The organism is Leucobacter viscericola (assembly GCF_011299575.1).
In the GTDB taxonomy this organism is placed as follows: domain Bacteria; phylum Actinomycetota; class Actinomycetes; order Actinomycetales; family Microbacteriaceae; genus Leucobacter; species Leucobacter viscericola.
Genome location: NZ_CP049863.1, coordinates 2675462 through 2691186 on the forward strand (window position 1 = coordinate 2675462; position 15725 = coordinate 2691186).

Sequence of the window (15725 nt, forward strand, 5' to 3'; positions counted from 1 at the left end):
GGCAAGGATCCTGCGAGTAAAGGATCCTTGCCGCCGGTGAGGATCCTTGCCGTTACTTCGATGCCCGGTTCATGCGGACATTGAAACCTGGAAAGCTGCGGAAAACCGAGATCCGGCCAGGCGTTTTTGGCCCTGGAAACGAGAACTCGACAGGCTCACGTACTCTTTAGGGCGCGTAGAACGTGTTGGACTGGCAGTTGAACCCAACTCGCTTGGCTGCGGGTGCGCTCATGTTGATGACGCAACTGGTCACGCGCAGCTGCGTGCCCTTCTTTGGCCTCGAAACTCCCCGTTGCATTGTGGAGTTGATGCCCTTGCTCGCGATGACTCGGGACACTTCGACCCACTTCCCGCTCTGCTTCTTCTGGAGAACGGTGAGCGCACTGTTCCCGTCGCTCTTGGTATCAGAAGCCTTGATCAGAGCAACTCCTGCCGGAGCGTAAGTGTTGGTGCCAAAGTACTGAGCGAACGCAGCCCTACTCGGGTTCGATACCCCAAGATATCCAGTAGTTCCGGACTGGTAGTCAGCGGCATTCGCGACCGTGGCGCCACCAAAGAGAAGTGCACTTACGGCGGCAGCCGTGACAGCAAGCTTAAGCCCGTTCATTTTTCTCATGTATTCCTCGTTCGTTTGTTCGGAACTGCGAAGTAGCGGCGTCCAAATAGCGGGTAAACGGAGGGAGGAACCTCAAAGCGAACGTCCCTCCGAAAGATAAAGAGTGAATATTCGCCACTTCTTTACGGAAGCTGAGGCGCAGATCCGTCACGCGCGTAAGGCACCGCAGCAATTGCCGCTAAAATTGAGGTGAAGAAGGGGGCCATTCTTCAAGGAGGCCTTAATTGGACTACGGATCCCTTTCCACAACTGGCGTGCTGGCAATGACGGGCGCCGGTGTGTCCGTCTTGACCGGGCTCTGGCTGCCGATCGCTGTTGTATTTATCGTTGTGCTTGCCGTAATCGCGGTGCGCGTCTGGTTTAGGCCGGGCAAGAGCATCGACGAGATTTGAGTCACGCACGGCAGGATCCCTCCCCACAAGAAGTGCCGACCGCCCGCTGGGTCGGAAACCGGTGGACAGTGATCGCAACATCGCTGACGCTGATCGTGTTGCTTGCATGGGCGCTGCTGCACATCTACGGGATCTACGTTTCATTTGCCGGTGCTCGATCCACAACCGGCATTGTTGTGCTCTGGTTCGCCGCGCTGCTGATGCTGTGGTGGATTCCACTCTCGTGGTTCGAGCGGCCAATCACAACCCCACCCGAATCTGCCCAAGAACTCAACGCGCTACGAGTGACCGTGCAGGTTCCCGTGTACAACGAAGACGAACACGCGCTTCGAGCCTGCCTCGATTCGCTCCTTCGGCAGACCCGTCTGCCCAACCGAGTTGCCGTCGTTGATGACGGCTCACTGTGTACAGGACGCGAAACGCCGTATCGGGCAACCCGCGACTGGTTCATCGAGGCGTGCGCAGAAGCGGGCTTCGAAGCCACGTGGGATCGCACCGAGAACCAGGGCAAGCGCCACGCCCAAATGCACGTGCTTGCCGATGACGACGGTGACATCTTCGTCACGCTCGACTCCGACTCCATTCTCGACGCTCGTGCGATAGAGGAGGGGCTCAAACCGTTTGCCGATCCGAGGGTGAAATCGGTCGCGGGATCAATTCTTGTGCTCAACAGTCGACGGAATGCGCTCACCGCGATGATCTCGATCCTCTACGTGCCCTTCACGCGCGGATTTCGTGCCGCGCAATCCGTGCTGCACTCAGTGATGGTCAACTCGGGCACGCTGGCCTTTTATAGCGCCGACGTCATTCGCAAGCACGCGGACTCCTATCCCCACGAGCAATTTGCCGGACGCCAGATGCAGATGAACGACGACAGCATGATGACGCTCTATGCCCTGTGGGAGGGGCGCACGGTGCACCAGCCGAGCTCGTTTGCGTTCACGCTCGTTCCTGAAACCTGGGCCCACTATCGCAAACAAGCGATGCGCTGGATGCGCGGCACGTTCATTCGCACGCTGTGGTGGCTTCGCTACATGCCGCTCACCCGCCCACCGTTTTGGATGGCGCTCTTCGAAATCACCCAGCTGTTTCTTGCACTGGTGTTCGGCGGAATCATCGTCTGGACCCTCATCACCCGCCCCGAATCCGGCTCAATTATCGTCTCGGCCGTCGTGGTGACGCTGATCCTGAACTACCTGATTGCGCTCCGATACTTCTCGGTGGATCGCAGCGACGAGTCGCTTCGGTTTCGCCTTCTGGTGTTTGCGTTGGCGCCCGTCGCCGCGGTCTGGAGGTTCTTTGTGCTGCGGCCGATGCAGTTCTACGCGATCGTCACCTGCCGCCGGGTGTCACAGTGGGGCACCCGCACCGCCATCGAGGTGCGGCTCGACGCGGGATCCGACACTGCCGGCGCCCAGCGTTGAGTGCGCACCCGTTCTGAAGCAGTCAGGAGCGTGCGCGCCGACCAAGCACCCCCGCAGCGGCCGCAGCCACGAGAAGGGCGGCCGCGAGGCCGATCCAGCTCTCGACGCCTGCGGAGCCCGTGGTCGTGAGTTGTGCCGGGCTCGCCGAGGCGGTGGAGGCAGGATTGACCGCGGGTGATGGCGACGCCGACTCTGGTTCTGTTGGCCGTTCAGTTGGCTGCGCAGTGGGATCCGTTGGCCGCTCAGTGGGTCCAGGAGGAGCAGTTTCTTCCTCGCAGGCTTCCGCTGTGACATCGAAGCTCCACTCGGTCTCACTGCCCTGAGCGATCACGTGATCTTCGGCGGCCTGAGCGGTAATTGTGATGGTGTTGCTGCTGCGCTGCTGTGCGTATTCGACCCCGTCGGTCTCGGGTACAGTGACGGTTGGCTCCACGCCGCACGCGTTCGCTGGCTTGAGAGTCGGTGTTGCCGGAGTGACCTCGAGGGGCGCCGGTGCCGGCGGATCGGGGATGGTCACCCCGGCGAAGCTCTGCTGGGCCCAGTCGACGATGCCTCCGTTACTGTCATCGCCAAGGTAGCGGCCTTGCCACTCGCCGTCTGCGGCCATAAAGCTGACCTGTTGTGTTCCGTTCGGATCCGTCACCGTTGTGATGTTCTGGCAGATTGCACCGGGGAGTTTGCTCCAGTAGAGCGAGATCAACGGGGTGATCTGATGTTCGGTGTCCAAGCAGTAGGTCTCACCGGAGGCACCAGGATAGGTGATCGTGCCCGTGTGCCCGGGGCTGGGAATGTGAAGGGGGTGCAGTCAGCAGCATCGACGTCGCGGTCACCCACGAGCTCAAGGTCGCTAAAGCTGTAGCCTTTCCAGAACTTTCCGGGCTGTTTAACGCTCCCGATGCACGAGGTCCATGTGTTAGCGCTTCGTGTGCTCGGTGCCCCACTCTCGGAGGTGTCGGGGCCATTGACGGCAAATGCTGCGGTGCCGCCAAGAGTAAAACCGGTCGCTGCGAGCAGACCCGCAACACACAGGGTCACTCCCTTGGTTATCGCCCTCGGCGTTGGAACGTCGGTTGTCACGAATTTCAAAGTGCTCCCTAATGTACTCAGGCACGCAGGAATGACCTGACTGTGCGAGCAAAATTTTCTGCCCTACTTAGATAACGAGAAGAGGTCGGAAATCTTACGGGGTTGGGCCACGGGTTCAAGATCGATCTTGCGGCCAACTGCCCGGTAACGCTCAGCGTTTCCAGGGGTTGCCGAAGTACGCTAGTGCGGTTGAAATAACAGATAGCGCAATGAAATTAGAGGAGTCTGACGTGTCTGAACTCATAGACTCATTAACCGAAGCGCTACGGGCAAACCCGGAGGCGACACCGCTCAGATTGCATCTGGCCTCGCTGCTTCTAGAGGACGGCCAGCAGCAACTTGCGATTGCAGAACTCGGCACAGTTCTCAGTAAGGATCCGGGAAACGCGAGTGCCCAGCAACTGTTGCAGCGTGCGCTCGGGGCTCCCGCGAGCGAACCTGCGCCGACCGAATCGGCGAAGACGGAAATTGCAGAGGAGCAGCCCTTCGGAACCGTCGATTGGGCGAAGCTTGAAAAGGAAGTCGGAGTCGATATTGCGCCTCCGTTTGTGACTGATGGTTCCGAGTTCGACGAGGTCGAAAACGATCGTGGAAGCGACGTCGCCTCGTTGGATCTCGGGAACAAGCGGGACCACTCGAATGAGGAACTCATTACGATCCGCGGAGGTGAAGAAGCCAAGTTCTTCGAGGAGCCGAGTTCTGAGCGCATCACTCTCGCCGACGTTGGTGGTCTCAGCGAGGTGAAGGAACGCCTGCGGCTCGCGTTTTTGGAGCCGATGCGTAACCCTGAAATCGCGAAGGCTTTTGGTAAGACGCTGCGTGGCGGTCTGTTGCTGTACGGCCCGCCCGGAACCGGCAAGACCTATCTTGCCCGGGCCGTCGCGGGCGAACTCGATGCTCGGTTCTTGAACGTCACTATTGCCGACATCCTTGACGGCGTCATGGGTGAGAGCGAGAAGAACGTGCGTCGAGTCTTCGACCGAGCGCGGGAACTGGCTCCCTGTGTGCTCTTTATCGACGAGCTCGATTCGCTCGGCGGCAAACGTTCTGGCTACTCGAACCTGGGCTGGATGCGAAACGTTGTGAATCAGATACTGCAGGAAATGGACGGCGTAAGTGCCGGCAACGACGGTGTGTTTGTGCTGGCTGCGACGAACCACCCCTGGGACGTCGACAACGCTCTGCTGCGCCCAGGCCGCTTCGACCGTGTGGTGCTTGTGACGGCGCCGGATGCGGAGGCCCGCGCGACAATCCTGAAGCACGCCCTGAAAGACCGCCCGATCTCGGGTATTGATCTAAACCAGGTCGTCGCTGCGACACCGGGGTTCTCGGGCGCTGACCTCACGCACCTGGTTGCTTCGGCCGCTGAGCGGGCGATGAGTGACTCGATCGCTCAGGGAGAGTTGCGTCATATCGGCATGAACGATTTCCGTGCCGCGCTCACTGAGGTCCAGGCGAGCACGGGGCCCTGGTTGCAGAGCGCGCGAAACGTCGTGGAGTTCTCGAATGGCGACGGTCGATACGACGATCTGCAGCGCTATCTTGAGGCCGAGCAAAAGAACAAGCCGAAGAAGCTGAGGAAGTGAGCGGTAGTTCTTTGACGGGTGATATGCAGGAGCAGCGGGCCGTTGAGAGCGCGCTCCAGCGCACCGAATTACTCGCATATCAGGATCGGTCAGGGGAGGCTCTCGAGCTGCTCGATGGTGTGCTTGCGGCGTACCCTCGGGACTCCGATTTGCTCGCGCAGCGATCTTGGTTGCTGAATCGTCTGGACCGAATCGATGCAGCGCTGGAGGCTGCCAACGAGGCGCTCAGCATCGACCCCTATAACAAACAGGCTCTCCTGCAGACCTCGAACGTCCAACTTCGCAAGCGCGAGTATGATCAGGCCGAGCAAACACTCCTGGACATGCTCCAAATGTGGCCAGAGGATCCGCAGTTTCACGGGCTCTACGCCTTGGCGATCGCGAGACAGTACGACAGCCCCGCCAAGGCAAAACGAAGTGACAAACAAAAGCGACTGCAACATCGGAAGCTTGCTTTTGCCCACTTCGAGAAAGCACTTGAGTTAGCGCCCGAAGACCCTGACGGTTATGAGGTCGCGGCAAGAGTCGTTTTTATCTTTAGTGAGTATCGCGCTTGGGCGCTGGACTACGCGGATCGGGGGCTTGCTCTGGCTCCTGAGCATTTGGGGCTCATACAGATTCGCTCGGTCATTCTTGAGGCTCTCAGCGCAGCTTCAACGAAGCGGAGCGCTCGGCGCGAATCGCAGGTGGTTGCGGTGCGCGAATCCAACCGGATACTGCGGCTGAACCCGGGGAACACGAGTGCCAGGCTGCGCCTCTTCCATTTGTTCTCGTACCACCGCAGATCGCTGCTTGAGACCCCACTCGTCGGGATGTCCCTCATCCTCTTAAACATCGTCATTATTCTCAACGGCGATCAGATGATGTTGTTCTTTCCGGGGCTGTTGGCGGCTATCGTTTGGACGGTTCTCCGGATTGTGAGGTACAGACGAGTCGCATCACAAATAGACCGCGGTTTTACTCGTGCCGTGGTGCGCGGCACACCCTTCGCTGCACTGCGAATCGTTTTGAGCGTTATCGCTTGGGGCGTGATGGCCGTCACGGGCGCCATGCTGCCGTTCGTGCGTGACGCGGTGCTCATGCGCTGGATGATTGTGGCTCTCGGCGTCGGAGTGCTCGCCCAGCTTGCCGCTCTCTTGATCTGGCAGATCGGTTACCCGGCCGCATCGCAACGCTTTGGTGGTGCAACTGGGAACGCGGACAGCCTTGCGCATTCCGCCAGATTTCGCTTGCAAATGTTGATACACGTTGTGCTGCGCGTGTTGTTGGGGGCTACCGTGGCCGTGGTGTTCCTGACAAGCAAACAGCGTGAAGACGCGACCGCAGTGTTGGGCCTCGCGTTTGCGGCCATGTTGCTCTGGCCGCTGGTGGGAATGATAGCGGCGAGCCTTGCTGAGCGTCGACGGTTTGCAGCACTTCCAGCGAACAGTGCCGTGCGTGACGAGCACCGTGCCCCTCGTGTATCCGGGCTGATCTGGAGCGGGATCGCAGCAGCTGTGGTGGTGGCCATGCTTTCCTTGAATCTAGCGAGCCTACCCGTGCTGCCAAATAAGTATGATGCGGTCGGCAGTTACCGTTTGCCTGCGGCACCTAGCGATTCGGAGTGTCGCGATCAGGCGGCGGGCCACCCCGGCTGCCCTGGGCAGGAAACCAAAAAGCCTGATCCGAAACCTACGTATCCCACGTACACACCGCTAGACATTGATTCTCTCAAGAACAGCGTGATCGATGTTCCTGAACCTTGATGGCGGCTCCTGCGCGGCCGCAGTTGGCCTTGCAGGAGCCACCAACGGGTGCGGGATCAGATCCTCACCCGTCGAGTAGTTTCAGAGGTGGTGCGCTCAGGCGTTTCGTCGCGCCCGCTGACCAAGTAGTACAGCAGAGGCCGCGGCTACGAGGAGCGCAGCAGCGAGTCCGATCCAGACACCTGCGTCCGCGGTGCCCGTGGTTGCGAGCTGAGCTGCACTGGCCGAGTCGGCAGGTGCCGGGTCGGACGAGGGGCTCGCGGTAGGGGTTGTCGCGGGGGCAGTAGTGGACGGCGGCGATACGGGCTTGGGATCAGCGGGCGGCTCAGTTGGCTCAGTCGGCTTTGGCTGTGCGGGTTCTTCTGTGCACGCCTCTGCCGTCACGTCGAAACTCCACTCGGTTTCGCTGCCCTGAGCGATCACGTAATCTCCCGTGGCCTGAGCAGTAATTTTGACTGTGTTGTCGGTGCGCTGTTGTGTGTACTCGACACCGTCAATCTCGGGCACGGTTACCGTTGGCTCGACGCCGCATGCGGTCGCTGGGGTGAGCGTGGGAGCGGCGGGAGTAACCGCCTGTGGTTCGGGATCGGGAAGATCGGGGATCGTAACTCCAGAGAAGTTCTGCTGGTCCCAGTCAACGATTCCTGCTCCGCTTGCATCGCCGAGGTAGCGGCCTTGCCACTCGCCATCGGCTGCCATGAAGCTGACCTGTTTTGTGCCGTCCGGATCCGCCACCGTGGTGACGTTCTGGCAGTTTGCAGCGGGATCGTTGCTCCAGTAGAGCATGAAGAACGGAGAAGGCTGGTTCTCTGCGTCTAAGCAGTAGGTTTCACCGGAGGGGCCAGAATAGGTGATCGTTCCGGTGTGGCCGGGCGTCGGAAACGTAAAGGCAGTGCAGTCGTCTGCGGTGGCAGCGCGGTCAGACACTGTGTCTCGATCATCCGAGCCATAACCTCTCCAGAACTTGTCAGCCTCAAGAACACTCCCGATGCACGAGGTCATTGTGTCAACACTCATCGTGGTTGGAGTGGCGTCGACGGCCGGCGCGACCTCACTCCCGGTGGTGGGCTCATCGACGGCGAACGCGGCGGAGCTGCCAAGCGCAAGGCCGGTCGCTGCGAGCAGACCAGCTATGCAAAGGGTCACCCCCTTGATGAGCGCCTTCGGCGTCAGAACGGTGGCTTTCGCGAATTTCAAAGTGATTCCTCATGTAGGTGGGCACGCAGGAGTTATCCGTCAGTGCAAGCAGGATGTTCTGCCCTACCTATAGAGAAGGGATAAATGAGGCGGTCTGACGGATTCGAACGCATTTTCTACACAGCGTCTTCGCGGAATCGCGTGTTAAATTACAGGTGCTTTGTGATTCTGGGGTACGAAGCATTCTTGCTGGCAATAGTCGGCTGTCTGGGGATATTGACGCGTCTGAAATCTTTTTGAGATTTCGCGTAAGAAATGCTGCTTTCGGAGATCAAAGCGTTCCGGGGGGTGACACGCAATTGAATATTCAGAGCGGAAAAACGCAGTCGACGCTCGCCAGCAAGAGGCTGGACGACCCGTCGAGTGACTTTGACGCGCCCAATTTTGCTGCGCAGAACACGGTCGTCAACGCGGCGCTTACCTCTGCGGGTGCGGCCCTCAACGATCTGTCTGACGAAGAACTACTTGACCTCTCGCGACGGGGCAACCGAGCCGCTTACACCGTTATCTGGACCAGACACTCGGCCTCGGGGTTGAAGAGCGCGCGCTACTTCAGTAACGAACTTGATGCGCATGACCTTGTCGCGGAGGCCTACTCCAGAATCTACATCGCGATTACGCGAGGCGGCGGCCCGCGAACGGCCTTTCGCACGTACTTGCAGGTGACCATTCGCAACATCGCGAATAAGTGGCGCAACGAACACCGCTCGCTTATTGATCTCGAGCTTGCCGAGCAAAACAGACTGGTCGACGTTGTCGAAGACGACGTCGACTCACGCGCCGATCGCTCCATGATGCGGCAGGCCTTCGCGTCACTTCCGACGACCTGGCAGGAAGTGCTCTGGTACACCGAGGTGCTCGAGCTCAAACCGCAGAGTGTTGCGTCCAAGCTGAAGATGACGGCGAACAACGTTTCGGTGCTCTCCTTCCGGGCTCGAGACGGGCTGCGCAAGGCGTGGATCCGCGCGCACCTTGGCGAAGCGAACCTGCCCAAAGAGTGCGCCGACACCATCGACAGGCTGCCCGCCTACATTCTCGGCAGCCAGACCTCTAAGCGAAGCCAGAAAATCACCGATCACCTCAGCACGTGTGAGCGCTGCACGCGCATCCGCGACGAGGCGGACGTTGCCGCCTCTCGCCTGCACACGGTTGTGCTGCCGCTTGTGCTCACTGGCGGGATCGGGGCTGCGACCCTGGGAGCCTTGGCCGGTGCCCCGTCATCGGCCTCGGCCACCTCGCTCGGCACCGCGGGAACAGCAAAGACCACTGTTCTAGGCGGATCAAAACTCGCGCTGATTGCGGGAGCCAGTGTGCTCACGATCGGAGCGATCATCACCGTGGCCGTGTGGAGCGGCGGAGCCCAGCAGTCGACTTCCTCCTCGCCAGACTCCCCGGGCACAACCGCCCTTGAAGACGTGAAGAAGAGTGAAGCGGAGGGGGAGCAGCCCGCAGCAGCAGCCGAGGCGGTTGGACGCGATGACTGGTCAACCAGGCCGGGTGAGGCGGAAACGGCCTCTCTCTATTCGGTTCCCGTGGTCTCGGCCGTCGATGCGCCGCAGTTCTCGTTTTCTGAGGACTCGGTGTTCGCGACCCCGATCCCGCTGCTGACCGGTTACGCGGCACCCGGCGCGACGGTTGCGCTGTTTATTTCTGCGGAGGGCGGATCTGGCGGAGACGGTTATGAACGGCTCACCGCTCAAGCCACCCCGCCGGATCGTGGTCAGTGAACACCGAAAGTATCGCTGACGGTGCGTACACAGTGCGCGCTTACCAGCAGCTGCAGGACGGGTCTCGCTCTGATGCCGCAGCTCGATCCTTTTCTGTAGACAGCGGTTATCAACTGCCGACGCCCGTTGTCACTGGAATCGACGCTGCCAATAACCGCCTACTACCCGTCGTCACGGGCACCGGGGTTCCCGGAGCGATCGTGAGCGTGCTGATCAACGGCGTAGCCAACGAGAGCGCAATCGCGTCTGACGGTACGTGGTCTGTGACGACGGTGAGAGGCGGAGTCGTCGGAAGTAACGAGCTGACTGTGCGACAGCGCGAGCGCTCAGGCCAGGGAGTGAGCGCTGCGAGCGCGCCGACGTCGTTTGAACTGGTCGCGCCAGATATTGCGGTTGACGTGAGTGGTGCCGAGCCGGCACTCGTTGTGACCGCAATTCCCGGCAGCTCGGTCACCGTGACCGATGGCAACGGGTTTACCCACCGACTGACCGATGCCCGGGCCGTGAACCGCATTCGCATCGTTGACAACGGGGCATCGGGGAGCAGCGCATCAACCAGAGCCGTGAGCGTCGTGTACACCGGAGACGGCGGCAGGCGAGCGGGAGCCCCGGCGGTGAAACAACTGGAGTTCTAGAGAAGCCACTGCCAGACCATCGATGTGTTGTGAATGTTGTGAAAGGGAAACGAATTGCGGATGCATGCTCAACGACGCCAGCAACGGCGCGTGACCGCTGCTCTACTCCTGGTTGCTCTCGTAGCGCCGGTTGCGGGGCAGGCCACGGGGTCGTTTGCTGCCCCGGCCGCTGCTGAACCCACCCCGACCACAACCGACCTGCGCAACGGCTACGACTACACGCTGCGTGTGAACGACGTGCGGCTGATCCCCGATGCAAATCCCGGCGATGGCAAGTGCGCGACCGCGGCGAACTACGGCGCGACCTGCACGCTACTTGCCGCAGCGCAAGAGGCGAACGCGCTCAGCGCTGCAGACCCGTCAACAAAGGTACTGATTACGCTTGCCGCTCCGACACCGCAGGGTTCGCTTCGCCAGCTGAACGGGTCGTTTGCAAACAGTGGCACCGTGCTGCTCGAGAACTCGGCGACCAACACCCCGACGGGGTTTGCCGGCATGATCAGGGGATCGGCCGACATGAACAGCATCGTCGGCGGCACCGTCGACAACGACCATGCGGGAAGCATCCTGTGGTTCTCGGGCAACGTGGTGGTCGACCTGCAGAACCGTCTCGAACTGCTTCCGCCGGGTGACGGCGGCATGACCGGTGTGGTGATGTCGTTTACCGGACAGGATCAGGTGCTGCGCAACTTCTCGAACCTTGCCGGGGCCGAGGGTGTCATTTACGTCGGCAAAACCGCAAAGAACCTGCTCATCGAAAACGGGCGAATCGCAAATGGTCCGGCCGGAAGCGGAGGGCTCACCTACGCCATCGAGCGCGCGATTAACGTTGTTGGTGGCGCGGAGGCAACGCTCATTCGCGACGTAACGCTCGACTCAATCTGGGCCGCCGGGATCAACATTGTGCAGCAGTACGGCAACGCTGCAGAGCCCGTTCACGGTCTGAGCTTTATCGACTCAACGATTTCGTGGGAAAACCGCTACACCGGCAACGCCGTGTACGGCATCGGAAAGTGGGACGGGGGCGTTGTGAGAGTTGACGACCTTGTTGTGATGGGGACCACGTTCAAAGACTTTCGCAGGGGAGTGCACTACGACAACAGCGTGCCGATCAGTGGTGATCTGCTTCAGCTGGGTGGTGTCTCGCGCATCAGCGGCAACAGGTTTGTGAGCACTCTCGATACCGCGCTGATCCACGGCACTGCGAACAATGACATCAGGCTGACCCGCGCACCGGTGGCGGGGGCAACGGTGACCGTCGATCGCAACATCTTTAACAACGCTGGAGCCTGGACACCGGCGGGGCCCTCGGTTTTGGTGTCGGGAGGCGTGGCCGGTTCAGGCACCGTTGCAGTCACCGATAACACGTTCGTAGGCTGGAATCGCAACACGGTCGGTCAGGTCATCTCAGTCACGTCCTCGGGAGGCCCGAGTGTTGCGCTCGACCGCAACACCTTCAGCAACGTTGGCGGGTTCACCGCGACCCCAACGAACTCGGCTGAGCTGCCAGGTGACCTCGCGAACCCGGTGCACATCAGCAACGCGAACGGCAACGTTCGCACCGCCTTCCCGAGTGCAGCGACCGTTGTTCCCGGTGCATGCCAGGTAGCGGTGACCGTGCAGGCACCCCAGGCGGGAGGCAACCAACCGAGTTATCCCGTGAGGGTTGACGCGTTTGCCGGTGGTGCAAACGGTGCCGATGTCTACCTCGGCCGTGTGCAGGTGGCGAGCGCCGCGGACTGGGGCGTCGATGGTGCGGAACTCAAGTACCCGTTTGCGCTTGGCGGGGGCAAACTGCGTTTGCAGACCGTTGACGCGCTTGGCAACACCTCACCGCTTTCACGGACGGTCGAGATTGCAGGGGCCGGAGTCGATGCGTGCGGACCTCAGCTGTGGATTCGTCAGGCGGAAACCCAGCAGGATCCGACGTGGAGTCGCGCGCTCGAGTTTGAAGTGGTGTCGTCGGTGCCACTGGCTGATGGCGCGCTCGCAGCAGCTCTCAACACGGCCGCGTCTTCGGCCGCCGCCTCTGTGCAGAGCGTGCGACCCGCGAGCGAGAACGCCGCGGTGAACACACGCTGGAACGTGACAGTGCGAGCTGACGCGACCGGCACCGTTGTGCTCGGCGCGGCCGCTCACAGCGTACAGGATCGTGAGGGGCATTGGAACGACCAGCCTGCAAATGCCACTGAGGCTCCAAACAACGTCGTTCGTTCCTCCGACCCTGCCGGAATCGTGGGCACTCCGGGCGCCATGCTCGATGCCTCCGTCGAATACCGGATTCCGGTCAGCCTCTCCGCTCAGCCGGGTGGCACGCTCACGGCAGCCGAGGGAGCTACCGAAACGGAATCGTTCACTATTGTTACGGACGCCAGGGACTCGCTCGGCCGCACAACACACCCCCCGGTCTCGACCGTCGTTGTGCAGCCGAGGTGGACGGACTTGGTGCCCGACGCGAGCATGCCGGACCCGCAGGGCGACCCGGCCGCGCAGGCCAAGCTGCTGCCAAACAACACCGCAATGAGCGAGAGCGACGCCGTGATCGATCCGGCTTCCGGTGAAACGAAGGTTGCCGTCGCCGCGATCAACAACACGGTCGTTGACGGCACGCGTGCGCTCACACTCACGCCTGAGCTGGCATCGGACGACCCCGAATACGACGGGATCGTGCTCGACAGCCTCGCGGTGATCCTGGAAGACGACGACGAACCCGTAGCCGCCGACTCTGCGATGGCTGTGACCAGTAACAATGCCGTTGCCAACGGCACCGCGGCAAACGAGGTGACGGTCACTGCCCGAAACGCAGCCGGGCTTCCCGTGCAGAACGCGGTCGTTCGGTTTGGTCTGCCCGTCGGCCTCAGTGCGCTCGGCGCGGGTGAGAGCGGCGAACCGGTCGCGGGCCCAACAGGTGTGACCAGGATCACCGACGCGCAGGGAAAGGCCACCCTGTCGGTTGGATCGACCGTCGCGCGCACGCCCTTTGACGTCGCGGCGACGGTGGATGCCGCCGACCGCCAAGACACAGTCGCGGGGTCACCCGTTGCCGTTGTGTTTACACCGGGTGCTGCCTCCGCTGCCCACTCCGTGCTCAGCGTGACCCCAGGGCGGCTGGCGGTCGACGGCGAGCCCCACGAGGCGAAGGTTCGAGTCGCTGATGCCTTTGGAAACGTCGTAACCGGCCAGGCAGTAACCTTCACGACTGATCCGGCCACCTCCATGAGCGGCAACGGGGTTGCGACCTCTGGGAGCGACGGCTTCGCCAGGGTGACAGTTAAGACGGAGCGGGCTGGAACAGCGACCGTCTCGGCTGCACTCGGTGCTGAAGCGGTTGCGGAGTCTCCCGCTTCGGTGAGCTTCAGGGCGGGAAATTACGCGGCCGCAAACTCGGGCGTGCAAGCTTCGGCCGGGGTTGCGGAGGCGAACGGCCGCCACGAGGTGACCATTGAAGCGCGCCTGAAAGACACGTTTGGCAACCTAATCGACGAGGAGCTTTCAGACGTGGTGATTGCGAGTTCGAGCGGCGAGGTCACGAGCACCGAGTACGTTGGCGACGGGGTGTACGCCGCAACCCTGACGGCCACCAGGGTCGCGACTGCAACGGCGAGTGTGAGCGTGAGCGGTGTGACCGCTGCGGGAACGGATCAGGTGCGGTTTGTGCCGACTCCGTCGAAACCCACGGTTGATCCTTCCAACGGCACGCGGGTCAGCGGTGGATCTGATCCGCTTATGACTGTGACTGTGCGAACGGAAAACGGCACCCTGCTCGCGACGACCACAAGCGACATGCTCGGGAGGTTCACGACTCCCCTTCTCGCCCCTGTTGTGCACGACCAGCGCCTCGACGTACATGCGCGTGACGAGAACGGTTTTGTGTCTGCCGTCGCCGTGCTCACGATTGACCTGCTTGCTCCCGACGCTCCTCGGGTGGACCCCTCAAACGGGTGGAAGCTCAAGATCTGCTCCGACGCGGGCAACACCATTGTGGTGCAGGACAAGCATGGCAATACGATCAGCGGAGAGCTGGGCAAATCGAACAAGGGGTGCGTTGAGTTCACCCCGCGTGCGCGGCTCACCGAGCAAGACGGAGTGCGGGTGTTTGCGGTGGACCCGGCGGGGAATTGGAGCGAGGCCTTTGCCCCCTTCATTAAGACCACTCTGCCCGCCGCCCCCGAACCCGAACCGACGAACGGTCTCATCGTCGCCGGGGGCACGATCGAACAGACCGACAGCATTCAATTTCTGGACGGTCACGGAAACCGACTGCGTGGCACGATCGCGATCGATGAGCGCGGCCAGTTTACGTTTACGCCGACGCCCCGACTCGTGACCGGCGATGACGTTGTCATTCGTGTCACGGACCAGGTCGGCAACAGCATCGAGGTGCCCGTGCCGATCGACAGCACGCCACCCGTAGCCGCAGTGGTGTCTGAGTTCACGAGTCAGGTCGTCGCGGGGTACGCGCAGCCCGGCTCGACCGTCACCGTGACCGATGAAAATGGAGCTCTTCTCGGATCTGCGACCGCCGGTCTTGACGGCTACTTTGAAATCAAGCTCTCACTCGCGCCCACCCGCAACGAGGTCATCACGCTGTTGGTGACCGATGAGCTGGGTAATGAGTCTGCCGCGGTGCACCTGAGATTGAGCGCGGCCTCGATCCTGGTCGCTCGCCCCGTGCTCGCAAACACCGACACCCAAACGGTGCACGGCTTTGGGTACCTGCCGGGAGAGCGTGTCACCGCAACCATCGACGACTCGGCGGTAGAACCGGTGAGCGCTGTGGTTGATGCGAGTGGCAACGTATCACTCGAGATTCCGCTTGGCGCGCGGGTCGCGCTCGGAACCCACACGATTCTGCTCACCGGGGAAGAGACAACACTGCGCTCTGAACCGTTCACCGTGGCGGAACAGCGCATGGCGTTCCTCGCGACTACGGGTGGTGAAGCCGCCGGGGTGTTGGCCGGACTTTCGTTGGTGGTGCTGCTGCTCGGGGCGGCCGCGGCAGTTCGCGGGCGTCGGCGATCCTCTGCAAAACGCACGACTTAAAACTTTTCAAAAATTCTTTCTCTTTTCGCGTCATAAAGAGGGCAGTTGCGAATCTAAGCCCTGAGCCGTGTCGAGAGAGCTTGGGTGCTTCGCGCCCATTTTCTATGAGACGCGGGAATTTGCGTGATTGCCGGTTGGAAAGGTTGAAAGTGGGGTTTCGGGCAACCGATGACGTCGTTTAAGGCTTTAGGGTTTTCAGTTTTTGTAGTTAAAACATGTTCGGGGAAACGATAGATGAGAAACAGTAGTCGGGCTCACAGCCCGTTTGACTTGG

10 protein-coding genes are annotated in these 15725 nt (G+C 61.2%); 7 read left to right on the top strand and 3 right to left on the bottom strand.

Annotated features, from left to right (window positions below; genetic code table 11):
- Positions 1-166: 166 nt before the first annotated feature.
- On the bottom strand, positions 167-616 hold the full coding sequence (locus G7068_RS11610; protein ID WP_166292103.1) for a hypothetical protein: 450 nt from the start codon (positions 614-616) through the stop codon (positions 167-169).
- 224 nt (positions 617-840) lie between these two features.
- Here G7068_RS11610 and G7068_RS11615 point away from each other — a divergent pair, with 224 nt between their 5' ends.
- Positions 841-1008 (top strand): hypothetical protein, encoded by a 168-nt coding sequence (locus G7068_RS11615; protein WP_166292104.1) that lies wholly within the window; start codon positions 841-843, stop codon positions 1006-1008.
- 68 nt (positions 1009-1076) lie between these two features.
- The gene (locus tag G7068_RS11620; RefSeq protein WP_205881291.1) at positions 1077-2432 is read left to right on the top strand and encodes a glycosyltransferase; all 1356 of its coding nucleotides are present in this window, start codon (positions 1077-1079) and stop codon (positions 2430-2432) included.
- A gap of 22 nt (positions 2433-2454) precedes the next feature.
- Here G7068_RS11620 and G7068_RS11625 read toward each other — a convergent pair whose 3' ends face one another.
- Entirely contained in the window at positions 2455-3159 is a 705-nt protein-coding gene (locus G7068_RS11625) for a dihydrolipoyllysine-residue succinyltransferase component of 2-oxoglutarate dehydrogenase complex (RefSeq protein ID WP_166292105.1), read from the bottom strand.
- A 589-nt stretch (positions 3160-3748) separates the two neighbouring features.
- On the opposite strand from G7068_RS11625, the gene G7068_RS11630 reads away from it, so the two are divergent.
- On the top strand, positions 3749-5104 hold the full coding sequence (locus tag G7068_RS11630) for an ATP-binding protein (RefSeq protein ID WP_205881292.1): 1356 nt from the start codon (positions 3749-3751) through the stop codon (positions 5102-5104).
- Positions 5101-6849, top strand: a complete 1749-nt coding sequence (locus G7068_RS11635) for a tetratricopeptide repeat protein (RefSeq protein ID WP_166292107.1) — start codon at positions 5101-5103, stop codon at positions 6847-6849. Before G7068_RS11630 ends, G7068_RS11635 begins: the two co-directional genes overlap by 4 nt.
- A 96-nt stretch (positions 6850-6945) precedes the next feature.
- Here the strand turns inward: G7068_RS11635 and G7068_RS16345 are convergent, their stop codons facing one another.
- The gene (locus tag G7068_RS16345) at positions 6946-8046 is read right to left on the bottom strand and encodes a hypothetical protein (RefSeq protein ID WP_205881293.1); all 1101 of its coding nucleotides are present in this window, start codon (positions 8044-8046) and stop codon (positions 6946-6948) included.
- A 299-nt stretch (positions 8047-8345) separates the two neighbouring features.
- On the opposite strand from G7068_RS16345, the gene G7068_RS11645 reads away from it, so the two are divergent.
- From G7068_RS11645 to G7068_RS11655, 3 genes are all read left to right on the top strand, one after another.
- Entirely contained in the window at positions 8346-9773 is a 1428-nt protein-coding gene (locus G7068_RS11645) for a sigma-70 family RNA polymerase sigma factor (RefSeq protein WP_166292108.1), read from the top strand.
- Complete coding sequence (locus G7068_RS11650; RefSeq protein ID WP_166292109.1) at positions 9770-10408, top strand: hypothetical protein; 639 nt, start codon at positions 9770-9772, stop codon at positions 10406-10408. Before G7068_RS11645 ends, G7068_RS11650 begins: the two co-directional genes overlap by 4 nt.
- 90 nt (positions 10409-10498) lie before the next feature.
- Positions 10499-15451 (top strand): Ig-like domain-containing protein, encoded by a 4953-nt coding sequence (locus G7068_RS11655; RefSeq protein ID WP_166292110.1) that lies wholly within the window; start codon positions 10499-10501, stop codon positions 15449-15451.
- The last annotated feature ends 274 nt before the right edge of the window (positions 15452-15725 follow it).

What these genes read in the sequence shown, in the direction of transcription:
- G7068_RS11610 (WP_166292103.1), bottom strand. Translation starts at nt 616, where the DNA reads ATGAGAAAAATGAACGGGCTTAAGCTTGCTGTCACGGCTGCCGCCGTA.